Annotated in this window: 21 protein-coding genes and 2 pseudogenes; 12 read left to right on the forward strand and 11 right to left on the reverse strand. The window is 44.1% G+C overall.

From position 1 onward, the window contains the following. Positions 1–92: 92 nt before the first annotated feature. Positions 93–713 carry an LON peptidase substrate-binding domain-containing protein gene (locus BCT49_RS06245; RefSeq protein WP_102434572.1) on the reverse strand — a complete coding sequence of 207 codons (621 nt, stop codon included), beginning with the start codon at positions 711–713 and terminating at the stop codon, positions 93–95. A gap of 311 nt (positions 714–1024) precedes the next feature. On the opposite strand from BCT49_RS06245, the gene BCT49_RS06250 reads away from it, so the two are divergent. Next, entirely contained in the window at positions 1025–1411 is a 387-nt protein-coding gene (locus BCT49_RS06250) for a tautomerase family protein (RefSeq protein WP_017070218.1), read from the forward strand. Between the two features lie 169 nt (positions 1412–1580). On the opposite strand, the gene BCT49_RS06255 is transcribed toward BCT49_RS06250, so the two are convergent. Then, positions 1581–2396, reverse strand: a complete 816-nt coding sequence (locus tag BCT49_RS06255; RefSeq protein ID WP_102434573.1) for a DUF4344 domain-containing metallopeptidase — start codon at positions 2394–2396, stop codon at positions 1581–1583. Positions 2397–2606: 210 nt separating this feature from the next. Between BCT49_RS06255 and BCT49_RS06260 the strand changes: the two genes are divergently transcribed. Both BCT49_RS06260 and gltS read left to right on the forward strand, forming a co-directional pair. Beyond that, on the forward strand, positions 2607–2963 hold the full coding sequence (locus BCT49_RS06260) for a YibL family ribosome-associated protein (protein ID WP_010432454.1): 357 nt from the start codon (positions 2607–2609) through the stop codon (positions 2961–2963). A 317-nt stretch (positions 2964–3280) separates the two neighbouring features. Beyond that, positions 3281–4507: a sodium/glutamate symporter gene (gene gltS, locus BCT49_RS06265; protein WP_102434574.1), complete on the forward strand. Its 1227-nt coding sequence runs from the start codon at positions 3281–3283 to the stop codon at positions 4505–4507. A 99-nt stretch (positions 4508–4606) separates the two neighbouring features. On the opposite strand, the gene norW is transcribed toward gltS, so the two are convergent. The 4 genes and pseudogenes from norW to BCT49_RS06285 form a co-directional block, all read right to left on the reverse strand. Further along, positions 4607–5776: an NADH:flavorubredoxin reductase NorW gene (gene norW / locus BCT49_RS06270; RefSeq protein ID WP_102434575.1), complete on the reverse strand. Its 1170-nt coding sequence runs from the start codon at positions 5774–5776 to the stop codon at positions 4607–4609. A gap of 1 nt (position 5777) precedes the next feature. After that, positions 5778–7281, reverse strand: a pseudogene (gene norV / locus BCT49_RS06275) (anaerobic nitric oxide reductase flavorubredoxin). Positions 7282–7581: 300 nt separating this feature from the next. Further along, positions 7582–8238: an NAD(P)H-dependent oxidoreductase gene (locus BCT49_RS06280; protein WP_102434576.1), complete on the reverse strand. Its 657-nt coding sequence runs from the start codon at positions 8236–8238 to the stop codon at positions 7582–7584. Positions 8239–8569: 331 nt separating this feature from the next. After that, on the reverse strand, positions 8570–9436 hold the full coding sequence (locus tag BCT49_RS06285; protein WP_102434577.1) for a glycerol kinase: 867 nt from the start codon (positions 9434–9436) through the stop codon (positions 8570–8572). A 619-nt stretch (positions 9437–10055) separates the two neighbouring features. Here BCT49_RS06285 and BCT49_RS06290 point away from each other — a divergent pair. The 3 genes and pseudogenes from BCT49_RS06290 to BCT49_RS06300 all read left to right on the forward strand — a co-directional run bounded on the left by BCT49_RS06290 (position 10056) and on the right by BCT49_RS06300 (position 13869). Beyond that, positions 10056–11950 (forward strand): annotated as a pseudogene (locus tag BCT49_RS06290) (PTS mannitol transporter subunit IICBA). Positions 11951–12133: 183 nt separating this feature from the next. Beyond that, complete coding sequence (locus tag BCT49_RS06295) at positions 12134–13282, forward strand: mannitol-1-phosphate 5-dehydrogenase (RefSeq protein ID WP_102434578.1); 1149 nt, start codon at positions 12134–12136, stop codon at positions 13280–13282. A gap of 50 nt (positions 13283–13332) precedes the next feature. Beyond that, on the forward strand, positions 13333–13869 hold the full coding sequence (locus tag BCT49_RS06300) for an MltR family transcriptional regulator (protein WP_198595828.1): 537 nt from the start codon (positions 13333–13335) through the stop codon (positions 13867–13869). Positions 13870–14229: 360 nt separating this feature from the next. On the opposite strand, the gene nagB is transcribed toward BCT49_RS06300, so the two are convergent. Continuing rightward, positions 14230–15030: a glucosamine-6-phosphate deaminase gene (gene nagB / locus BCT49_RS06305; RefSeq protein WP_102434580.1), complete on the reverse strand. Its 801-nt coding sequence runs from the start codon at positions 15028–15030 to the stop codon at positions 14230–14232. A gap of 596 nt (positions 15031–15626) precedes the next feature. Further along, the gene (locus tag BCT49_RS06310) at positions 15627–15980 is read right to left on the reverse strand and encodes a DUF413 domain-containing protein (RefSeq protein ID WP_102434581.1); all 354 of its coding nucleotides are present in this window, start codon (positions 15978–15980) and stop codon (positions 15627–15629) included. A gap of 154 nt (positions 15981–16134) precedes the next feature. Here BCT49_RS06310 and BCT49_RS06315 point away from each other — a divergent pair, with 154 nt between their 5' ends. Next, complete coding sequence (locus BCT49_RS06315; protein ID WP_004732733.1) at positions 16135–17025, forward strand: LysR family transcriptional regulator; 891 nt, start codon at positions 16135–16137, stop codon at positions 17023–17025. A 151-nt stretch (positions 17026–17176) separates the two neighbouring features. Here the strand turns inward: BCT49_RS06315 and BCT49_RS06320 are convergent, their stop codons facing one another. Next, entirely contained in the window at positions 17177–17380 is a 204-nt protein-coding gene (locus BCT49_RS06320; RefSeq protein ID WP_065111752.1) for a hypothetical protein, read from the reverse strand. Between the two features lie 234 nt (positions 17381–17614). Between BCT49_RS06320 and BCT49_RS06325 the strand changes: the two genes are divergently transcribed. The 3 genes from BCT49_RS06325 to BCT49_RS06335 all read left to right on the forward strand — a co-directional run bounded on the left by BCT49_RS06325 (position 17615) and on the right by BCT49_RS06335 (position 20045). After that, positions 17615–18991 (forward strand): AlkA N-terminal domain-containing protein, encoded by a 1377-nt coding sequence (locus BCT49_RS06325; RefSeq protein WP_102434582.1) that lies wholly within the window; start codon positions 17615–17617, stop codon positions 18989–18991. Positions 18992–19016: 25 nt separating this feature from the next. Continuing rightward, a complete protein-coding gene (locus BCT49_RS06330; protein ID WP_102434583.1) occupies positions 19017–19499 on the forward strand; it encodes a methylated-DNA--[protein]-cysteine S-methyltransferase in 483 nt (160 codons plus the stop codon). A gap of 159 nt (positions 19500–19658) precedes the next feature. Then, positions 19659–20045, forward strand: coding sequence for a hypothetical protein (locus BCT49_RS06335; RefSeq protein WP_102434584.1), 387 nt, complete (start codon positions 19659–19661; stop codon positions 20043–20045). A 39-nt stretch (positions 20046–20084) separates the two neighbouring features. On the opposite strand, the gene nhaD is transcribed toward BCT49_RS06335, so the two are convergent. Together nhaD and BCT49_RS25785 are read right to left on the reverse strand one after the other, a co-directional pair. Beyond that, the gene (gene nhaD, locus BCT49_RS06340; protein ID WP_102434585.1) at positions 20085–21524 is read right to left on the reverse strand and encodes a sodium:proton antiporter NhaD; all 1440 of its coding nucleotides are present in this window, start codon (positions 21522–21524) and stop codon (positions 20085–20087) included. 304 nt (positions 21525–21828) lie between these two features. Beyond that, positions 21829–21999: a hypothetical protein gene (locus BCT49_RS25785; protein ID WP_198595829.1), complete on the reverse strand. Its 171-nt coding sequence runs from the start codon at positions 21997–21999 to the stop codon at positions 21829–21831. Between the two features lie 533 nt (positions 22000–22532). On the opposite strand from BCT49_RS25785, the gene BCT49_RS06345 reads away from it, so the two are divergent. Both BCT49_RS06345 and BCT49_RS06350 read left to right on the forward strand, forming a co-directional pair. Continuing rightward, entirely contained in the window at positions 22533–23270 is a 738-nt protein-coding gene (locus BCT49_RS06345; protein ID WP_102434586.1) for a nucleoside recognition domain-containing protein, read from the forward strand. Continuing rightward, positions 23270–23737, forward strand: coding sequence for a YjiG family protein (locus BCT49_RS06350; RefSeq protein ID WP_004732741.1), 468 nt, complete (start codon positions 23270–23272; stop codon positions 23735–23737). Before BCT49_RS06345 ends, BCT49_RS06350 begins: the two co-directional genes overlap by 1 nt. Positions 23738–24254: the final 517 nt, after the last annotated feature.

Genomic DNA, 24254 nt, shown 5'->3' on the forward strand with positions numbered 1-24254 from the left:
GAATTTGATAGACACTACGTGGAGAGTGAAGGTGGGGATCACTTTATTTTAAATTAATTTCTACTATACAAAATTATAGTGAATAAAAGTGCTTATTGCCCTGTAATGATTTGATTCAAAAAGGGAACTAACGAAGGAAAACTAGCGGGTTCTGTGAATTTGGTTTTCTTTTCCAATGGGATAGGCATTATTTCGAGGAGTCGAGCACAGATCCATTGAGGGCTTTCAAAGTCAGGAGATGGGTAGAGTGTTCTGATTGAATCGTGTTCTCGAAACAACTCGACGAGAAACGCGGTAACCACGTTCGGCACCTTATAGCTGTGTTGTGGCCAGTGCGGCAGTGGGCGGAAATCACTTTTGATGAGGTCATCAGTGTCGCGGAAGGACGAGTGAAGTTGCACCAATTGTTCACCTTCAACATCGATTTCCAGAATTTGGTCATCGGACATGTTGAAATCAACAATAGACACCTTTGTCCCCCAAGAACTCAGTCTTTCGGAGTTGGTGTCGTCTTGAGTCGCAATGATGAAGCCGTCTCCCTGCGCCGCATGCGCAACCATTTTCAAATACTTGGGCTCAAAAATACGCAGTCTTTGTCTGCCCCTTGGCAAAATGAATAACGGTAGAGGGAACACCGCAAGCTCGTGAGAAGTCTCTACGGGTGTTTCTGATTCGGTTTCTATCCGTGTGATCTTCTCAGCTGAATTCGGCACATAGCACTCCTTAGTTCATACATGGTTGAGTCTGTACGGATTTGATTCGTACGTAATTCAGAGATGTATACGCGTGCTCGTTGAAGTTCGATCAATGTGGGGTGATGATATTGAACAGGAAGTTAGAGAGGGCGAGGCATGGTTTTTTGTGGCGTTTATTCGCAATTTAATCGGTTTAACCTTTTTTAACTTACGTCATTAGGTAATATAGGTTAAGAATTAGTCAATGGATAGATAACAAGCGACATGCTTATCTTACGTTGCTTATCTCTTAGTTCTGCTTTATCTGACATCACATCAAAGGAATGGTCATGATCGTTATTTATGGTATCAAAGAGTGCTTAAATCCGATTAAGTTACAGCTTTCTAATGTCTTACAGCAATGTTTGAACAGTGAGATGGGGTTACCCGATGACAAACGAGCACATCGGTTTGTGCCATTAGAAAGAGATGATTTCTTTTATCCCGAAGGGCGAACAGAAGCTTATACCGTTATAGAAATCAATATGATGGAAGGGCGAGCGGTGAACACCAAAAAGCGCCTGATTAAGAAGATATTTTCTGAAATAGAGAAGCAGTTAGCTATCTCTCCCATTGATATCGAGATCACCATCAAAGAACAGCCATCACACTGTTGGGGCTTTCGAGGCATGACCGGTGATGAAGCCCAAGACCTCAAGTACAAAGTGAAGGTCTAGATTTTAGCTTCAGGACTGAAGATTTGATTTACCTGATGGCGGCTGCAGTGAATGGTATCTGAGCCGCTGCTTTTAGCCCTAAACTCGAAGCTTATGTATCGGGCAGACTGTTACTTCTACTTCAGACTCTGCCTCTGCCTCTATTTCTGATTAGAGTCGATAACGATGGTTAGCTTTCTTGATTATCTTCATTGTCTTTGAGGTATAGGTGCCAATTGCTATTGATGACATCAAAATGCTCAATACAGAATTCTTTCCTATCTTTTAAATAGTCGTTTTCCACTTCATCAAGTAAGTTTTTATAGGCTTCAGGATCGCTGCCATACACCAGACATAGCGTTGAGAAGTAGCGTTGGAGATCGAAGCTATGTTCATCAATGTATTCGCCCAAATCGTAATATTCAGGTCGATCTTCTGACTCGAAGGCAAACATATCGGCTGCACTGATTGCGGCATCTCCGCCATGTTCTACGTAATTGAGCAGCAATATTGTTGCTAGGTTATCAACCGCATCTTCTTCTTTACCCAATATTGCGATCTTTTGGTCTTCGATATAGGCGTGTCCTGCCTCGTGCAACAACGTATGCAGCAAGGTATCGATGGCCCCAGTTTGTGCCGATTTCCCGTACTCTTTTTCGTATTGGTTCTTCTCAAAGTAATTGAGTGATTCAGCGTAAAAACTGTATGGGATGAGTACGTGATGCGTTTGTGGGTCGTAGAGTGGGCCTTCATCTCCGCCGTATTGAATGACCAATGGTTGCCTGAACAGAAATAGCTGATTGGATAGGTCGACGACCGTGTCATTGATACCGCTGAGTTCAATCTCTTGCTTTAGCTGTTTTTCTTGTTCAGTTTGAGGTGTGGAGTACTCGATAATGAGATTGTTTTCAATTTCATTAATGTTTCCATCGGCGGATACATAAGGTGCGGCAAACACCGAGCCCATCACTAGGCTGTAAGTCAGTGCTTGTTTCAATAATGTCATCATATGTCCTTATGATTGAGTGAATAGCTATCCCATGGTCAGCCATGTCGCTTAGAATGAATAACAGTCGAGCGGTGAGTGATTGGTAGTCAGTTTAGGCCATATTTCATTCGATGGGCTATTTGTCAGATAAATTTCGGTTCAGGTAAAGCCTTATGCTATACTCCGCGCCCCAATCCGAATTGGCTTGTTAAATCTTAGGAAATTATTATGAGTGTTAAAAACGAACTTCAACAAATTAACAACCGTCTAGACAAGTGTCGCAACAAGTTAGCGGCTGCTAAAACTCGTAATGATCGTCCTGTTGTTCGTCAATTTGAAGACGAGATTAAGAAGCTTACTAAGAAAATTGCCCAGCTTAAACACAAAGAAAGCTTTGATGTGAATCAAGAGCGTAAATCGCTGATTGATATGCCATTTAGCCGTGAAATCACAAAAGCTGAGCAAGCGGATATGGGTAAACTGAAAAAGTCTGTAAAAGGATTAGTGATTGTTCACCCAATGACGAAGATTGGTAAAGAGCTTCGCATTGAGGTTATGACAGGGTATGCCCCGAAAAAATTCTAATTGCCAGCGATGGTGATAAAAGAGGAGCTAGCAATAGCTCCTTTTTGCTTTTTTAGGCATTCAAAAAGAGAGCGAAAGGCCATAATATTTACGTCAGCTTTAACTTTTTTTGTTGGTGATTGTTGTCACAAAACCTTCTATCTCCTATAAAAGTTAACGTGCCACTAACATGGCGCTAGGTTGACGCAGTAATGTGTTCGGCTTTCTAATCCACAATTTCTTACCAATTTGTATAAACACAGGTAGAGCAGCACACACAATTACAGATAAAACTAGACTCATTAAGGAAGATGAGAACGTAAAAAAATAGAGGTTATATGAATCAATTAATTTCAATAGGGCCACTAGAATCCTTCCTAATCGCGATTAGTGTTTTGTTTCTAGGGCATTTTGTAAATGCAAAGCTACCGGTTCTCAAAAAGTACAACATCCCAGAGCCCATCGTCGGCGGCTTGATCGTCGCTTTTGCTATTACAGCCCTACACTTTAACGGCGTTGACCTTGAGTTCTCGTTGCCCTTACAGAACACATTCATGTTGATGTTCTTTGCGACGGTTGGCCTTGCTGCTAACTACACCCAGCTTATCAAGGGTGGCGCAAAGGTATTTCTGTTCTTAGGCGTCGCTTCGGTTTACATCATTATTCAAAATGGTGTGGGTGTGACACTGGCTACCGCCCTTGGCCTTGAGCCTTTGATGGGTTTAATCGCTGGTTCTATCACGCTATCTGGCGGTCACGGTACGGGTGCGGCTTGGTCGCAAACCTTCGCAGACACGTTCGGCATTGCTAATACCCTAGAAATCGCGATGGCTTCTGCCACGTTCGGTTTGATTATTGGCGGTATCATCGGTAGCCCTGTGGCGCAAAAGCTGATTGATAAGAACAAGCTCGAATCTGAATACGGTACTGGCACACAAACGCACGAACGTTTTCCTGAACTCGTTACTTATAACGAGTACGAAGAAGACAAAGTGACGGCGAAGAAGGTGATTGAAGTCTTGTTCATTCTTCTTCTTTGTATCACGGGTGCGAGATACTTAGAGCAATGGGTTGCGACCTTTGAAATTTCTTGGTTGATGATTCCTGACTTCGTTTACGCGTTGTTTATTGGTGTGTTTATCACCAACGTTTTTGAAGTGACTAAGCTGCATAAAACCGACAGCGAAACGGTCGATATTCTTGGTACGGTGTCATTGTCACTGTTCCTAGCGATGGCGCTAATGAGCCTGAAACTGTGGAACATCTTTGACCTTGCGATTCCATTCTTGGTTATCCTTGGCGTTCAAGCGGTGGTGTTAGGTATCTTCTCTTACTTTGTGACTTTTAAAGTAATGGGTTCTAACTACGACGCAGCGGTTATGGCGGGTGGTCACTGTGGTTTCGGCCTAGGTGCAACACCAACAGCGGTAATGAACATGGGTTCTTTGGTGAACCGATTCGGCCCGTCGCCACAAGCCTTCATGGTTGTGCCAATCGTGGGTGCGTTCTTTATCGATATTGTTAACCTGATTATCCTGCAAGGGTACATCTCGTATATCGGTTAATGTTCGTCTATGCTTAAATGCGATAAACTAATCGCACTAAGATGAATACAAGAAAGCCAGTCAGTTGACTGGCTTTTTTTGTTTTAACGCATCTAGAACTTATGCGGGTGAGCTTGCTTGTAGCTCTTTAAGCAGAGGGAACGCGGCTTTGATGTGTTCTCCTGTGACAATGAATCCAACCAACTGATCATCTTCATTGAAGCCTTTAGCGATAATGCCTTTCGGGTCGAATCGCGTTTCCCAACTCTGAGCGGTTTGAATATCGCGCCCTGCCAGTTGAATCGGGTAACTCGGTGTTTTTACCTTAGTGATGATGTGAGGCAAGCTGAGCTTTACTTCGCCCGTTTTGATCTCTCCTTTACCCATAGCCAGCTGCTTAGCCAACACGTTTGCAGACAAAATAGCGGGCTGCAGATAGGCCATCACACGACCTTCGATTTCGGCGCAGTCACCAATCGCATACACATTCTCGGCACTGGTTCTCATGGTGTTATCGACCACAATCCCTTTATTTACTTCTATTCCCGCTTGTGTGGCTAACTGCGTGTTTGGTCTTAGCCCTGCTGCGGCAATCACGATATCGGTTCGTATCAAGCGAGAAGAAGTGGTTTGCAACCTCACCCCATCAGGGAGATAAGTTGCGCGACACACTGCAGAATCGGTTTCAAAGGTGACGCCTGCTTTTCTTAACTCTCTTTCTAACTCTAGGGACACGAAAGGTGGCACCAAGTTATTTAGCAAGTAACTCGCGGGTTCGATGATGGTGACATCTTTGCCTGCGGTTTGAAGGTCGAAGGCGAGCTCAACGCCGATCAAGCCTCCACCAATCACGGTGATTCGTTGTGCGTCATCAACCTGAGCTTTGTGTTTCTCGAACTCTTCCAAACTATTGAGAGTAATGGTCGCGCTGCGTTTTAACCCTTCCGCTGGTGGTATGAAGGGCGTTGCGCCTGTCGCTAATACCAACTTTGAATAGTGGATGATTTGGCCATCAACATGAACACACTGCTGCTCAGTATCTACCTCGCTCACGAGTGCTTTGGTTTTGATGACCACGTTGTATTGTTCAGCCAACTGTTGAGCATTATGTATCGATAATGCTTCTGGTGTTTGCGCCTGACTGAACGCGTGTGAAAGATTTGGCTTACTGTACTCAACTCCGGCATCGGCGGTGATCATGGTAATTGCGATATCTTGGTCAAGCTTACGTACCATCTTGATGGTTTGTAGGGCAGCGAAACCGCCACCCACAATAACAATGTTCGACATGCTACTTCTCCACAAACACTTCTTTGCCTAAATGACATTCAGGGCAAAGGAAATCATCAGGTACTTGCGCCCAAGGTGTTCCTGGTTCAACGCCTTGGTACGGTTCACCCAATTGTGGGTCGTACACCCATTCGCATACTGTGCAACGCCAGCACGTGCAGTCTGCGCAGTGTACTGACTTGTCTTGCGCTTCTTCTAACTTCTGCTCTGTCGTGTCTTTGAGCTCGGTAATGGTGTTCTCCGGTGCTGGTGTGGCTTCGAGCGGTGTTACATTGCGTGATACTTGTTTTGGTGTGCTCACTTCATCGGCTTCTGCACGCCACACCTCAGCCAGTGTCATGCCGTAATCGATACATTGGCAGGGCGTCTGTGTCTGGTTTCCAGTGGATGTGTTGTGGTGCGCTGACTTCGAAGTTGGCTTCACGTAGGCGAGCATCGATACGTTTAACTGCGCCACCTGTCCAACCTGAAGAACCGAATGCAGCGGCTCTTTTTTCTGCGAAACGTAGGCCATGTATTTCTTCAAGCAAAGCTGCGATCTGCGGCATCATCACATTGTTCATGGTCGACGAGCCTACAAGTACGCCCTTTGATCGGAAGATGTTGGCAAGGATGTCGTTTTTATCGTGCTTTGAGATGTTGAAGACCTTGATCGCCGTTTCTGGGCTGCCTTTACGGATCCCTTTAGCGATAGCATCGGCCATCATGCGAGTGTTGTTTGACATGGTGTCGTAGACAATAGTGATGCGATCTTCTTTGTAGGCTTTCGACCACTCGTAGTATTGCTCAACGATCTGAGTCGCGTTGTCGCGCCAAATGCAACCGTGAGAAGTCGCAATCACATCGATCGGCACACCTAAACTCAACACTTCTTCTATTTTCGCTTTCACCAAAGGTGCGAAAGGCGTCAGGATGTTCGAGAAGTAACGCAGGCATTGATCGTGCAGTTCTACTTGGTCTAGTTGATCGTTGAACAGGTTTTCGTCACAGTAGTGTTGGCCGAATGCATCATTACTAAACAGGATTTCATCGCCAGTTAGGTAGGTCGCCATTGAGTCTGGCCAGTGCAGCATTTTCATCTCAACAAAGATAAGTTGTTTGCCGTTACCCACATCGAGCGTATCGCCAGTTTTAACGGTTCTGAAGTTCCAGTCTGGTTGATGGTGATGACCAACAATCGAGTTAACACCAGCTTCTGTGCAGTAAACAGGTGTGTTTGGAATTTTGGTTAATAGCGCAGAAAGGGCACCAGAGTGGTCTTCTTCGGCGTGCTGACAAATGATGTAGTCGATGTCATTAATATCGATTTCCATCTCAAGGTTTGCAAGGAATTGCTCAGTAAAGCGATGATCAACGGTATCGACAAGCACCGTTTTCTCTTCACGGATCAGGTACGAGTTATAGCTGGTACCTTTGTTCATGTGGTATTCCTTACCGTGGAAGTGCTCGGTTTCCCAGTCGTGGACACCAACCCAATGAACATTTGATTTAACGTGAATAGTCATAATGATAATACCTTATTTAAATATCTAAGGTCATCATTGCACTAGTTGTGCCATGTTTTTAACTGATTGTATTATATGATTTTGTTTTTATTTCAATCTATTGCTTGTGTCTTTATGACTGTTTGTTTTGTGTAATCAAAATGATTTCTAAGAGTCTTTATGACTATGCATTTTTAAGGCGACTTAAGGCCGTTAAACAGCAGGAATAAAAAAGGCCAGACGAGAGTCTGGCCAAATAAAGCAGTGCGATTTGTTCGTTTTAGCTATTACAGCGTAGTGACTGTTATAGCGTAGTAGCTGTTATAACGTAGTAACTACTTCATCAAGAGCTAGACGCGCTTTTGGTTTGCCGTGGTTGTAGTCTTCGCCGTCTTTGTGGTAGCCGATAGCTAGTGCTACATCAACAACGTGACCTTCTAGTTCGTCAGCAAATTCTTCGCCGATCATAGCAGCGTCTACGCCTTCCATAGGAGTTGAAGCGATGCCTAGACGAGCTAGTGTGTGCAGTGTGTTACCTAGTGCGATGTAAACTTGAGACTTAGTCCAGTTACCGTTGAAACCTGTTTCGTCTGTGTTCATGTCTGCGAATGCGTAAGCACCTAAGAATTGCTCGTACATTTCAGCTGGTAGGTGACCAGAGCTTACTTCTGTATCAGCACGCTTAGCAAATTTCTCTTTAGTGTACTTAGGATCATGAGCAAATAGGATCGTGTGTGACGCTTCTTTCGCATGTGGTTGGTTAAACTGGAACATGTTCTCGAAAGTGTTGTGGAAGCGCTGTTTAGCTGCGTCGCTCTCAATGATGATGAATTTCCAAGGCTGAGAGTTAATTGAAGAAGCAGACAAACGAAGTGCTTCTTTGATTACTTCCATGTCTTCCGCAGAGATGCGTTTTTCTGCATCGTATTTTTTAGCTGTGTAGCGAGTGTTTAGATCAGTAATGATTGGATGAGTCATGTTGAATCCTAATATCTATCAATATAAATGTTGTAGGGTTTTATGTTCGGTAACGTCAACAATAAACGGATAACGCATTTAGGCTGTATATCTATATCTATATCTATATCTATAGAAGACCAGTAAGTCTCTAAAAGACTGAACGCTTAAATGGTTATCGAACATGCCCCAATAAATCGAGTATCTGCGGTAGCTCAAGTCGATGGGTGTAAGATAATAGAAGATTGGCTTGGGAAAAATAGCGAGCACATCAAATCACTATGGTGTTTAATGTCCATAATGAGTGATTAAGTGTGATCTTGATATGCTGTAGAAAGCCAAGATCAGTGGCTTAGTATGCCTTTATGCCATATTGACGCAATAATGGTGGAAGTACGCTATCGAGGTTCGGGATATCTTCCGGAGTTAGTTCGATTAAGCTAAAGCCATGCTCATCGTATGTTTCTCTCGTTTCAATGCGTTTGTCTTCAGCGATGGGGGCAGAATCGGTTCCCCAAAACTGGATGTACACCTTGCCACTTGGCAGATAAAAATCACTAATCACTTGTTTGGATATTGGCAGTGGACGCTCGTACGCATGAACGACTCCCGCCATATAAAGCCAGTTATCGATGATCAGCTCTCCTTTTGAACGAACATAGTGCCCATCTAAGGTTCGGTGTTTGGCCTCAAACTTCTGACGGAAGCTAGAAAACGACACATCAGTAGAGTGGCTTTCAGCATCGTGTCCTAAAAACTCGACAACAGATTGCTTTAATCGCTTATTGCGGACTAACGAATCGTGCCATACCACGAATAAGTTTTGAGTCGCTTTATCTTCTCTCTGCTCACCTCCGGCTTTTAAGCCTGTTGAGGTGACGTGCCAGCCGTCTTCTTCTTTTTTTATCCAGCCAAGCTCATTGAGCAATAAATTGATTTTCTTTGCACTGAGCTCAAAGGCACTACCCAGCTGAGTCGCGGTTAGCGTTTTTCCTGAGAATGAGTCTAAGTCGATGAGCAGTTTTTCTGGCCATACTATAAAGACACCAAACTTTTTGTGTTCTACATACTCTCCACCAAAGCTTTCTCCTCGCTCTGTCAGAACCCAGCGCTCTTGTGAACGCACAATATAGCCAGCGGTCTTTAGATCGCTAAATAGCGCTTTAGCTTCTATACCTTTTTGTTTCGCGAGTGCTGAGGTGGAAATTTTGTCTGACATAGTCTTTTCTCAAAAGCAGAGCGATCTGCTGATTTATGTAGGGGACACGGTGAATATGAATAGGTCAATACAATAGCACATCTCTTGATGCTAACCGCAGTGCGTTGCCTCTAGCTTGTGGTGAAGGGACGATGATGAAGGTGCTCATGATGCATAAGCTAATGGTGTAATCGAGAAGGTGTGATTGGATTATTTTGAATGTGATCTATATCTCACTGGTTTTGTAATTAAATTACACAATGCCGGTTGGTACTCAAGGGTGTGCGTATATTTCACGCTTTGTATGGCGTTCTTTTATACTTGTCTTATAGTTTTATGGAGCGAACTTTTATTAAATGTGATTTTGATCGCTATTTATTTTTTATGGTCACGATGTAAAGTGTGATCTTGATCGTCATTAAATGAGAGTCATTCTCACCAATTTATCTTTGTAATTTAAATTCATGGTGTTTTTGTGATCTAAAGTGCTCTTGTTAACCCTAAAGTGTTTTTTGTGTGTGACTCTTGTCACGAAAGTTGGGCTGGGGTGCATTTTGGAAATGTTGTGATACATTTTAATCAACTTTTGAGCACACACTTTCGGTCATTTGACCAACCAATACACTACGGGGTTCTACCTATGTTATCACCAGAAGCGAAGATCAAGGTTCAAAACTTTGGTCGTTTCTTATCTAATATGGTAATGCCAAACATCGGCGCATTCATTGCGTGGGGTTTCATTACTGCACTATTCATCCCAACTGGTTGGTGGCCTAACGAAACGTTAGCATCAATGGTTGGTCCTATGATTACATACCTACTACCACTATTGATTGGTTACACCGGTGGTAAAATGGTTGGTGGTGACCGCGGTGCGGTAGTCGGCGCTATCACAACAATGGGTGTTATCGTTGGTACTGATATCCCAATGTTCATGGGTGCAATGATTGTAGGTCCACTAGGTGGTATCGCAATTAAGAAATTCGATGAAGCTGTTCACGGTAAAGTGAAGAGTGGCTTCGAAATGCTAGTGAACAACTTCTCTGCGGGTATCATCGGCATGATCTGTGCGATCATCGCGTTCATCGTAATTGGTCCTGCAGTTAAAGTTCTGTCTTCTGGTTTAGCGGCTGGCGTTAACGTAATGGTTGAAGCGGGTGCACTACCTCTTGCATCTATCTTTGTTGAACCTGCGAAAATCCTATTCCTAAATAACGCAATCAACCACGGTATCTTCTCTCCACTAGGTATCCAGCAATCTGAAGAGATTGGTCGCTCAATCTTCTTCCTAATCGAAGCTAACCCAGGTCCTGGTCTTGGTCTTCTACTTGCTTACATGGTGTTTGGTAAAGGTAGCGCGAAGCAGTCTGCTGCTGGTGCTTCTATCATCCACTTCCTAGGTGGTATCCACGAAATTTACTTCCCTTACGTTCTAATGAACCCACGTCTAATCCTTGCTGTAATGGCGGGTGTATTCACTAACGTAGTGTTCGATTCTGGCCTTATCTCTCCAGCATCACCGGGTTCTATCTTCGCTATCTTATTGATGACGCCTAAAGGCTCTTACATCGGTGTGGTTCTTTCTGTTATCGCTGCAACGGCTGTGTCTTTCATCGTAGCTTCAACCTACTTAAGACTTCAGCTCAAGGTGATGACGAAGATTCACTAGAAAAAGCCTCTGCTCAAATGAAAGACATGAAAGCGTCTTCTAAAGGTGCAGCATCAGAAGCTGGCGTAAATCTAGCGGATGTTAAAGCTGTCTATGTAGCTTGTGATGCAGGTATGGGTTCGAGTGCAATGGGTGCTGGTCTACTTCGCAAAAAGGTAGCAGCAGCAGGCCTAGACATCGAGGTAACCAACTACGCAATCAACAACCTACCAGCTGATTCGCAAATTGTTATCACGCATAAAGACTTAACAGACCGTGCTCGTAACACCGTACCAGGTGCAATGCACATGTCTCTAAGCAACTTCCTAGACGGCGGCGTATACGACCAGCTAGTTGCAGAGCTTACCGACGCTCAGGCTACGAATGATCAAAGTGGTGAAGCAAAAGTAGAAGCTCCGGCTCCTGCAGCGGCTCCAGCACAAGAAGGCAACAAGCTTGCACTGACTGACGACAGCATCTTCCTTGGCCTTAAAGCGACTCAAAAAGAAGACGCAATCAAGTTCGCTGGTGAGCAACTGGTCAAACTGGGCAACGTATCTCCAGAATACGTAGCAGGCATGTTTGCTCGTGAAGAGCTTGTGTCTACCTACCTAGGTGAGTCTATCGCAGTACCACACGGCACAATCGAAGCGAAACAATACGTACAAAAAACCGGCATCGTTTTCTGTCAGTACCCTGAAGGTATTCAGTGGGGCGAAGATGAAGATGATATCGCTAAGATGGTTATCGGTATTGCCGCACAAGGCGATGAGCACAACATGGTGCTGATGGCTATTACCAATTCACTTGATGATGAAGAAGCTGTGGAATGCCTACAGAACACAACAAACCCTGCTGATGTTCTACGTATTCTCAACGGAAACTAAAAAGCTCTAGTCAAGCTCCTGAGTGAAGGAGGCCGGTATCCCCCTACTGGCCTCATTTTCGGTCTTAATCTCTCTAAGAAGATTCAGTCTGAATAGCTTACTGCTTAATGCCTAGGGCACATCGTCAAGGCATGTTGTTGAGCAGTTAGCTATCTAGATTCAAATATTTATAAGGTCAAAATTATGAAAGCGTTACATTTTGGTGCAGGTAATATCGGTCGTGGTTTCATTGGTAAGCTTCTTTCTGACGCTGGTATGAAGGTTACGTTTGCTGACGTAAATGAAACGGTTGTAAATGCGTTAATTGAACGCCAAGAATACCCAGTTAAGATTGTTGGCGAAGAGTGTGTTGTTGAAGTTGTTAAGAACGTGACAGCAGTAAACTCAGCAACAAGCGCTGTGGTAGATTGCATTGCTGAGTCTGACATTGTGACGACAGCAGTAGGCCCGACGGTTCTTAAAATCATCTCTAAGTCGATTGCTCAAGGCATTGAAAAGCGCGCTGCAGCAAACAACACAGCGCCAATGAACATCATCGCGGCAGAGAACATGGTTCGCGGTACTAGCCAATTGAAAGCAGCGGTTTTAGAGCACCTTTCTGATGAAATGAAAGCGTTCACTGAAGAGCACATTGGCTTTGTTGATTCAGCGGTTGACCGTATTGTTCCACCGGCAGAAGCGGGCGAAACAGACCCTCTAGCGGTAACGGTTGAAACGTTCAGCGAGTGGATCGTAGACCAAACACAATTTAAAGGTGAGATTCCAAACATCCCAGGTATGGAATGTACTGATAACCTAATGGCTTTCGTTGAGCGTAAACTGTTCACGCTAAACACGGGGCACTTGGTCACGGCATACCTTGGTGTGCTTGCGGGTCACGAGACAATCAAAGACTCTATCGAGGATGACGTAATCCGCGCTGAAGTAACCGCAACGATGGAAGAGAGTGGCGCGGTTCTGATTAAGCGTTACGGCTTCGATCCTGAAGCGCACGCGGCTTACATCCAAAAAATTCTCGGTCGTTTTGCTAACCCGTTCCTACGTGATGAAGTAGACCGTGTTGGTCGTCAACCTATTCGTAAACTGAGCCCACAAGATCGTCTAGTCAAGCCATTGAACGGTACGCTAGAATACGGTCTTCCAAATGCTCACCTAGTAAAAGCGATCGCAGCTGCGTTCCATTACAAGAATGAAGATGACCCTCAAGCGGTTGAACTTCAGGCAATGTTCGCAGAAAAAGGTTTTGCTGAGACATTAGCGCATTATTCTGAGCTGAATAGTAACTCAGAAGTTGTTAAACTAGCGGAACAAGCTTATCTAGCATTGAAATGATAAACCATCAAAGTGCCACACCTGTGGCACTTTCTTATTACCGAGCCGTTATGCCAATACATCCTAGTCACGAAACTGAACTACTCGAAGCCTTATCAGAAGCTGAGAGTGCTAGCGCCTGCTTAATGGCTGCTTATGATGCTTTGGATGACACGGTGGATGCGGTTTTAAAAAACATTTTCAAGAAAGATGATACGGCGATTAAGTTCGTTGTAGAGCCACTTCTCAACAGTGGCGGGCCTTTAGGCGAGATTATGGTTCGCGGTAAGCTTCTATTGGGGCTTGGTGTGATCAGCAAAGAGCTCTATGATGATTTAGAGGTTTTCGTGACCTTGAAAGAGTGGGCGAAAATCCAGGGTGAAGACACCAGCTTCACTGAAGTCGACGTTATATTTGAGCTTAACAAGGTGCACGCGGTTCAGCGTATTATGCCTATCGAATATGATGCGGAGATGGTGGAAACCATGTCTGGCCCAATGCTTCAAATGTTCTTGGGGCGACACAATCAGAAAGTGAAGTCGACGATCGTTTTGGCTATCACAGACATCATCAACACCTTGTGCCGAGATAACGCACTTAGCTCTTAGTTTTTAGTTCTTAGACCTGAGTTCTTAGTTCTCAGTTTTTGTGAAAGCGACCGCTGTTGAGCTTAAAGCTTACGTGAAGTGCTTTACTTAAATACTTCCCTCGAACTATCTCGTTTTAATCTGTTTTACCCATCCTAGAATTTACAGTTATTGCGGCTTCTCTTATTAGAGGAATCGCTTTTTTGTATTGCTTTCAGTCTCAATGTCTTCTTATCTGAGTATTAAACGCTTCATTCCCCTTCTGCCGATTGCTGCCTGTTCTTCTCGCTTTAACCAGTTGTTTATTTTGTATTGAGACCGTGAATTTCAGGCACAAAAAAAGCCACATAAAGTGGCTCTTTGTTTCAGCAAAACCTGAGTTTATAGGTCTTGGATGTTTTCAGCTTCTAGCTCTTGGAAGTAGCGTAGAGTCTTAACTTTAAGCTCTTGTTGAGCTGGCTCATCAGCAACGATGATAGCTTTACGGTGCATCTGTAGAGCTGTAACAGTCCACATGTGGTTTACAGAACCTTCGATAGCCATTTGAAGCGCTTGTGCTTTGTTGTGGCCTAGAGAAAGGATCATTACTTCTTCAGAATCTAGAAGAGTAGCAACACCGATAGTTAGTGCGTATTTAGGAACTTGGTTGATGTCGCCATCGAAGAAACGAGAGTTCGCGATACGAGTGTCTTCAGTCAACGTTTTGATACGAGTACGTGAAGATAGAGAAGAACCTGGCTCATTGAATGCGATGTGACCGTCGATGCCTACGCCGCCCATGAACAGGTTGATTTTGCCGTATGAACGGATTTTCTCTTCGTATGCTGCACAGTGAGCATCGATGTCGTCAGCTTTGCCGTCTAGCAGGTTGATGTTTTCTGCTTGAATATCAACGTGGTTGAAGAAGTTCTCGTGCATGAATGTGCGGTAAGACTCTGGGTGGTTAGGGTCGATACCAACGTACTCATCCATGTTGAATGTTACAACGTGCTTGAAGCTTACTTCGCCCGCTTTGTAAAGTTCAATCAGCTCAGCATAAGTAGTTAGAGGTGTGCTACCAGTAGGAAGACCTAGAACAAATGGACGCTCAGCCGTTGGAGCGAATTTTTTGATAGAATCTGCGATGTGACGAGCAGCCCATTTACCTACTTTTGCTTTGTTGCTTAAAGGAATAAGTCTCATTGATTTTGCCCCTAGAAATTAAATTTTATAGTGTTCTGAAACATTAATTTGCATTATAAAATAAGCTATCCACTTCCGCTATTGTTTTAGGTCAAGTTTTTACTTTTTTAATGATACCTGTGACTAGAACTCTCAAAATTGCACATTTTTTGTATGGATATTTGGTGTCGTTAAACAAGATTAATACGTTTGTCATATACCCTAAGGTCAATCCAATACAGCCGCAGAAAACAACAATCTAACCTGCTGGTTTGCGTTCTCTTATACGCGTCGAGAACTGGAGTTATCACGAGATGTTTACCGAAAGGGCGTTATGTTTAGGTAGCTATAGCTTTGGTTCGGCTATGTATTTAGAGCTAAATAAGTGTAGCTGAAGAGAAAGACGATGAAGTGGCTTAATAGGTGAAGCGGTGTCAGCGAGTCGATGCAGAGCAAGGCAATCACATTTTAGTCATTGCCATACATTCTATCGCTATGAATTTTATATACATATTGGTAAAAAGGTGTACTTTAGCTAGACTTAGAACTGGCGAAGTAAAGTGTGTTTGAAGCAAAAAAAAGCCCAAAGTAATGATGTATCACTTTGAGCTATTTTACTAATCTTCTAACACTAACTCGCTTTCGTATTCTTCCCTTGGCACTTCACCGCGTTTGCAGCCGTTTAGGGTATGAAAGCGACGGCGTCCACGAGCTAGTTGAATGTACTTCAACCAAACAAGGTCTAACTTGGACTTTGCCTTATGAGGGTGAGACAACACTTTGATGAAGTGTCTTTCTTCTGCATTGATTGGTGTTAGTTCACCAGTTTCAAGTGCAAGCATAGTGTCACCAAACAAGGTTAGGATTTCCTCTTCTGACAGAGTAAAATTACCTGACTTAGCGAACCCTCGTGGGAATTTAATGGTGTCATAAAAACGTTTTTTTCCGTGTCGGAATTCGGTCTCAGACATATCAGCCTCAGTAATGTGGTTAGATAGAAATTAGTGTTTATTGCTCACGCGAAAATATTGTTAAAAGGCTAAAATAGGAAACAAAACGTTTTTGCCTTTACGATAAACAATCCTAGATCGGCTAGTTAGCAGATTTATTACAGAGATGTATTTGATGGATGTGAAAGTATTTAGAACCTTTCTTGAGGTTGCAAGGGTGCGCCATTTTGGGCGTGCAGCTGAAAACTTGTATTTAACGCAAGCGGCGGTGAGTGCGCGAATTAAACAGCTTGAAGGCTATTTTGATACTCAGCTCTTCATTCGTGATCGTAATAACATCAAGCTCACCTCTTCCGGTGAACGTTTGATTGGTTATGCGGAAGTGATGGTGTCTACCTTACAACAGGCCAAATTTGAGCTGTCGTTAGAGAGTGGTAAAGCCCTGCAGTTAACACTGGGCGGCACTCCCAATATTTGGGATGCGTATCTACAAAACTGTTTGAGTGTGGTGACCGATTCCTTCGGCGGCTACGGCTTCATGGCAGAGGTGATGGGGCGCGAGCAACTCAACCGTAATTTGCTAGAGCGAACCTTAGACATGGCGTTCGCTTTCGATCAGATCAAAGCGGAAGAACTGAACTGTAAAAAAGTCGCTGACTTGGTTTTGGTGTTGGTATCAACCCAGCAAGATGACTTGGAATCTGTATTCCAACATAAATACGTTTATGTCGACTGGGGAACACGTTTTGGTTCTGAACATGCCGAGCGTCACCCAAAAGTGCCTGCGCCGTATCTACGTACCTCAACAGCTCGTATCGCTTTAGACTTTATCTTGGAGAAAGGGGGCAGTGCTTATTTACCTGTTTCGATGGTTGAGCCTTTTATCGACTCTGGTCAGCTGCACAAGGTGAAAGGGGTCGAAGACTGGTATCGTCCTATCTACCTAAGCTACCGTAAAAGCAGCACCTCGGTTGACGCTATCATGCAGGTTGAGAAGTTGGTTAACGAGATTGACCCATCGACCGCTTACACGTTACAACAAGCCGCTGAACAAGCTCCTGAGTAGTGGAATCCGCTGTTACCATACTGATGAATTAAAACGTTGATTCGATAAAAAATGGCTCCTAACTATTTATATAGTCGGGAGCCATTTTTGTTTTAAACCAGTTTAAGCCTGGTATCTGTAAGCTATTTCAAAGCGTTATGCTTTCAACAAGCTATAGGTTCATTAAGTTCTCAATGGACTCTTCAAGAGAGTGAGATAGATAGGAATGGATCTGATGCCCATCAGTTGCGTCTATTTCAATCTTAGAAATCCCGTTGCTCGCTTTATCTTCAAGAAAGCTGAGAGATTGTTCGACTGATTGACTGGTGAGAACTTGTTGATTTGATAAAACAATACGACACGTGTGTAAAACCATAGCCTTTTTCCTTATTATTCAATAGGTCTCTGCATCTTGGCGTGCTAAGTACCTATCGTTGACGTTGTGAGAAGAATACCTTCTCTAGGTTAAATTTAGTCGAATTGGATAAAATTAAAACCTTTTTTGTGATTTATCTGACCTTCGCTTCCGAAAATGGCTAGCGACAATGGAAGTTCACGGTAAACTTTTAGTTATCAGAGTGAAGGTTATGAGCAAAGGGAAGAGCACAACATGTCGAAAAACATTCATCACAACAGTACATTAACGAGTGAACAGTGCCATCTAGCTCGTTATGCAAGAGATGCTCGTTTTGATGGGATGTTTTTTACCGCAGTGAAAACCACGGGTATTTTTTGTCGACCTATTTGCCCGGCAAGCCCGCCCAAAGAAGAAAATGTCGAATACTTTTCTCATCAAGCTCAGGCTTTGAAAGCGGGTTATCGCCCTTGCTTACGTTGTCGCCCAGACAGCGCGCCTTTCTCTCCAGCATGGAAAGGGGTTGAGACCACCTTTCTGCGAGCTATGCAATTAATCGATAACGGCGCACTGAATTCAGGTTCGATTGTCGACCTTGCTACTCGATTAGGTATTTCAGATCGTTATCTACGAACCCTATTCGACAATTACATCGGGGTGTCACCGAAGCAATATAGCCTTTATAGCCAATTGATGTTCGCCAAGCAGTTACTGCACACCAGCAGCATGAGCATTACCGATGTGGGTTTTGCGAGTGGGTTTAACAGCACTCGTCGCTTCAACGATGCTTTCCTAAAAGAATTACAGCTTTCGCCAAGCCAAATCCGAAGATCCAAGCCAAATAACAACCTAAGTAATCATATCCAATTAAGTTTTCATGGCCCGTTGGATTGGAATCATTTGTTGGGTTTTTATCGACGACGAATGATTGAAGGCTTAGAAGAAGTGGGTGAAGACTATTACCAGCGCACAGTGAACGTGAACGGTTCAAAAGGCTGGTTCAAGGCCACTTTAACCAAAGAAAACAGCCTTGATATTGAATTTGAGTTGGATGATATGAGCCAATTAAGAAGCTTGACCGCCAACATTCGACGCATGTTCGACCTTGATGTCGACATCAGCAAGGTTGAAGCTTTCTTTACCACCATTGACCCTAACTTGGTCGCTAAAAGCGGCATTCGCATTCCGGGTGTGTGGAGTGCTTGGGAGGCCGGAGTCAGAGCGATTCTCGGCCAACAAGTTTCGGTAACGGCGGCAATTAATCAGCTAAATTTATTGGTTCGTGAGCTTTCTGATACAGATAAGAAACTTTACTTTCCAACACCAAAACAGATAGCTGAGGCGGATGTGAGCTTTTTAAGAATGCCGGGAAGCCGTAAGGAAACCTTAAAGCGTTTTGCAGAGTACATGGTCGATAACGAATCCGAGCATCCTTCTAAGTGGATTGACCTAAAGGGTATTGGACCTTGGACGATTCAATATGCGCTGCTTCGAGGGTTAAGCGAGCCTAACCACTTACTGGTTGGTGATTTGGTGGTGAAGAAGTTCATTGAGCATCGACCTGCCATTAATGCGGAGAGCGTTTCACCTTGGGGAAGCTACGCAACGTTCCATTGTTGGAATCAATCTTAATCGGAATGCTAAGCTAGGAGATATTATGGCTAACCGTTTTACTTATTATGAGAGCCCGTTGGGCACGGTGACTTTACAGGCGAACGATGAAGGGTTGCTAGGTCTTTGGTTTGAAATATACACCACCAAGCCTGAAGAATTAGGTGTTCGAGATGATAGCTTTCCGATCTTTGAATTGGTTGCCGACCAGCTCAATCGCTATTTTTCTGGTGAGGTTATCCAGTTTTCTGTGCCGATCGTCGCAAAGGGCACGCCATTTCAGCAATCGGTTTGGCAAGCGCTCATGACGATTCCTTATGGAGAAACATGGAGCTATGCGCAATTGGCGGACGCGATTGGTAATCCAAAGGCCGTTCGTGCCGTTGGTTTAGCCAATGGTAAAAATCCGGTATCAGTGATTGTGCCGTGCCATCGAGTTATTGGTAAAAATGGCAAATTGACTGGATATGCGGGCGGCGTAGAACGCAAACAACGCTTGTTGGTTATTGAGGGAAGAGAAGAAGATTAAAGAGTCTTTTGTCGGAATGTTTGTTGATGATTACGTATTAATGGCTGGTCAACGTTAACGGTTCTTAAAGTGTGACTTTGCAATAAAACGGCCGCTTTCTGGAAAATATTTATTTGGTTGCATATCCTTTAAGCATGCTCTCTAGGCAAGGATGCCCAAATGAATCGCCATCATTCTCTGATAATCGGTTGCAGTAGCGCACTATTGTTGACGGGTTGCTTAACCGATACCACTCGTCCCTTCGAAGTCCCGCGGCTTGTTTTATTCAGCGGCATGTACGAGAACGCGGACAATGACAGTTATCTCGAATTTGAGTCGGGACAAGTCATTTATCAATCGGTAAACAGCAGTGTTACCCGCAGCTATCATGTCGAAGATGACCTGATCAGCATTGAGCTTAATTCAGGCAATAGTCGTAAGGGGCCTGGGTTGGTCATGCGAATTCATCAAGAAGGTGCGATGCTCACGTGCAATCAGTGTCCAGCCATGCAGTTAAGCAATATCTGGACACGAGTCGAGAAGCCGCTGGATGATACGGCCTTCTAGACACTTTCTTTAAACAGACTCTCCTTAAACAGACTCTTATTAGAAAAGATCTCCGTTCAACCAAAGGTGTGCCGCAATACTCACAACGTAACCAATCATGATCACTGGCATCCATTTTAGGTGACCAAAGAAGGTATATTTTCCGTGCGCCGCCCCCATTAATGCCACGCCTGCTGCACTACCAATCGACAATAAGCTACCGCCTACACCAGCCGTTAAGGTAATCAACAACCAGTTACCTATCGACATTTGAGGTTCCATTGATAACACCGCGAACATAACCGGAATGTTATCGACAATTGCAGACAAGATCCCCACCATGATGTTGGCCCAAATTGGATCCCATTGGCTGTACATCACCCCTGAAGCGAGTTCCAAATACCCAAGCAGACTTAAACCACCCACACACATTACAACCCCGTAGAAGAACAATAATGTGTCCCACTCGGCATGTGACACTCTTCTAAATACATCAAATGGCACCACTGAGCCTAATCGCTTGAGCGCGCCCTCGTCGTTATTGGCAATCGCCACCGCTTTTTTCTTAGCGAGTGAGTTGGGCAAGGTCTTACGCAAGTAGTACCCAAAGAACTGCAGGTAGGCGAGCCCCATCATCATGCCCATCACGGGAGGGAAGTGAATCACGGCGTGGAAAGCGACCGCTGTGGCAATCGTCATGATGAACAAAAATACGATCCTTCTCGCGCCGCGTTTTAGCTCGATATGTTGGTGAACCGTATCGGGTTGAGATGTCGGAACAAAGTAAGACATGATCAAGGCTGGAACAACGTAGTTCATGACTGAAGGGATAAATAGGGGGAGAAATTCGCTAAAACTCACGTAGCCTGCCTGCCATACCATCAGTGTTGTGATGTCCCCGAATGGACTGAATGCACCGCCAGCATTGGCCGCAATCACGATATTCACACAAGCAAGGTTTACGAATTTTGGATTGGATCCTGCTACCTTGAGGACCACGGCACACATTAATAAAGCAGTGGTGAGGTTGTCGGCAATCGGCGAGATAAAGAAGGCCAGAATACCGGTTAACCAGAATAGAGATCGGAAGTTAAAGCCTTTACCTACCATCCAAGCCTGAAGCGCGTCAAACAGTCTTCTCTCTTCCATAGCGCTGATGTACGTCATCGCGACCAATAGGAAAAGCAGTAATTCAGCGTATTCGAGTAGGTTGTGTTCGAGTGCTTGTTTCGCTACCTCAGTGAGGTTGTGTTCTTGGTAGGTGAAGCCAATGATGATCCAGATGAGACCAGCAGCAAGTAAAACCGGCTTGGATTTTCGGAGCTTCAGGTATTCTTCCATCATCACGACTATGTAGGCGACAACGAAAATGGTGAGGGATAGATATCCAACAAATGAATTGGTGAGCTTGAGAGGTTCTCCCAACTGAGCAGTAGCAGCGCCCGCCACAGTAGAAAAAAACAAGAAAGAGAGAACAACTGAAAGCTGGATACCTAGCATGGATTACGCTCCGAAGTTAATAAGTCATTAACACGGGTAAAAGCGTAGACCTAAATAACCATGTGGAGCGTGATAGATATCTTAATAATTCAATAGATTATGTCGAAAAGCAGAAACTATGATGGAAAGCTTAGATCAGGGAGAAAGCCGTAAACTAAAGTGAAACGCGTAGATCATGGCGAAAGCCGGAAACCTAGTGAAAACCGTAAACAAAGCCAAACGCGTCGATCATTGGAAAATAGCGATGAAGTGAAAAAGCCCTATCGAACACTATGTCGATAGAGCCCCTTCTAAATCGCCAACACTATGCTGCATTTTGAGCGAACGTCATTGTTTGCTCTACAGCACATACCTCAACAGGCCAGCCGTAGGATTGGTATTCCATCGCAAGTTGGTCCGCAACTGCGCGAGAAACCGTTGCTGTGATCCACATACCTTTACCCATTACTTGATACTTAAGTGTTTTCATTTCCATATTAACCACTGCTCTCCTTCAATATTGGCAGCGCGAAGTCTATAGCACCTCTATTTGCCGGAATTTCGAATTAAGCTCAAATCCTTTATAAAATGGCTCATCGTTTTCTCTTGGCTCAAAACTTAATCAACGAGAAGCAAACGGTTGCATTTTGGAAGCGAAATCACCTTTTAAGTATTTGTATTATAATCGAATTAAAACTGAGCGCATAAACCCTTGTGAGATATCTCTTACGTAATTATCAGAGATTGGCTTGCATGAGCGATTCTCTCCTGAAGCTTGATTTGTGTGGCGATTATGTATGTTTTCGGTTGTGTTGTTGAAGTGAATTTTGATTAGTTTTGTATGTGAAATATGCGGATTTTGTCAGTGGATATTTCTATATCTTAAGCAGTGTCACAGTTTTATATGTTGCTGTTGTTCTTTTATTCAAACCGATACGCTATTTGATTTTGGTCAGTAACCTTTTGCTCATTAGTTTGCACTATCTATACGTGTTCTGTTCCACATAAACGAGATGTATAGGGGTCCTTATGACTAATCCAACCAAAACCGATCGTAAAGTCACGATCGGTAGTTACATCGCACTCGCTTTCGCGATTGTGTTCTTTTCAGGCTTAATGCAGTCCAACGAATGGTATGGCGTATTAGATTTTACGACGCTCAACGGTTCGTTTGGCCAAGTCGCTTACGATGTCAGTGAGACAGCCGATGGCGTTCAAGCAGCAACTACTTCTTTACGTGGTAAAGGTGGTAGTGGTGCTCGTGACGGTTTCATTTTTGCTTTGACACTTATTCCGACCGTGATGTTTGCACTAGGCATGATCAACGTTCTTGAGCATTACGGCGCGCTGGATGCTGCTCGTAAACTGCTTACCCCTCTACTTCGTCCTTTGATGGGCATTCCGGGTAACTCAGGCTTGGCACTGATCGCTTCTCTGCAAAGTACCGATGCGGGCGCGGCGATGACAAGGCAGCTCAAAGATGAAGGGCACCTGACTAAGCGTGAAACCGATGTATTCACTATGTTTCAGTTTACTGCTGGCGCGGCTATCGTTAACTTTTTCTCTTCGGGCGCGGTGTTGTTCACGCTGACGGCGATGGATGGTTCACTTGCTGTGACTTCGTCTATTGGCTTAGCGGTTGCAGTGATGTTTGTTTTCAAATTTGTTGGTGCGAACCTATTCCGTATCTACCTCAATATTACTGAAGGCAAAGAAGACAAACCAAAAGCAGATAAAGAACAAAAACTGGAAGAGGAAGTAGCATAATGAGCGAAGTTAAAGCAAAGAAACCAATGGTTACTGATATTTTCGTTGAAGGTGCTAAGAAAGGCTGGGTCATTGCGACAACCTCTACAGTGCCTAATGTTCTAATGGCATTCGTCATCATCAAAGCATTACAAATTACGGGTGCGCTTGACCTGATGGGCAGTGTGTTTGCACCTATCATGGCGGTATTTGGTTTACCGGGCGAAGCGGCAGCAGTATTGATTGGCGCGTGGATGTCGATGGGTGGTGCGGTTGGTGTGGTTATTACGCTGTTTGACCAAGGTATCTTGAACGGAACTCATATTGCTATCTTGGCGCCTGCTATCTACTTGATGGGCTCTCAGGTGCAATACATGGGTCGTATTATGGGTCCAATCGGTACTGAAGGTCGCTACATCCCAGTGATGATCGCGATTTCGGTATTGAATGCCTTTGGTGCGATGTTCCTGATGAACATTATTTTGTAACGTTAATCGGCTTGATTTCAAACGTCACAAAAAAGGAAACCCCGTTTGGCTTTGACTTAATCGTATAGTTGCCCCTCCGATAGTTTTAACTATCCCTAGTAATTAACAAGGAAGGTACCCGATGCTTAAAACCCAAGGTATTAGGCAATCTCAAAAGCCTGTACCCCACACAGCAAGCCCAGAAGAGACTTTAATATTTATCAATCACTGTCCTTTATTGACTGTTCGCCAAGCTGTACGCCTCCGTATTCGAGTATCCAAAATGTAGCGTATGGGAGGTAGTAAGTAATGGCTAAGCCCACAAAACACCCTGATGCAATGACAAGCGTTCAAATCAATAAGGGTTTTCAACTTTACCATTTGAATGTACTAAAACGTTGGTATGAGGACGATAGAGAGGGTTTAGTTTTAGAGTTAGTACAATTTAGCTTAGACATACTTGTAAGCTCAGAGGGTTTTACAGTGGCTCAGATAGCAAAGCATTGTAACTGTACTCTTTGAAGTGGTCAAGTAAAAC

Origin of the sequence: Vibrio lentus (assembly GCF_002875945.1) — a bacterium.
Lineage (GTDB): Bacteria > Pseudomonadota > Gammaproteobacteria > Enterobacterales > Vibrionaceae > Vibrio > Vibrio apostichopi.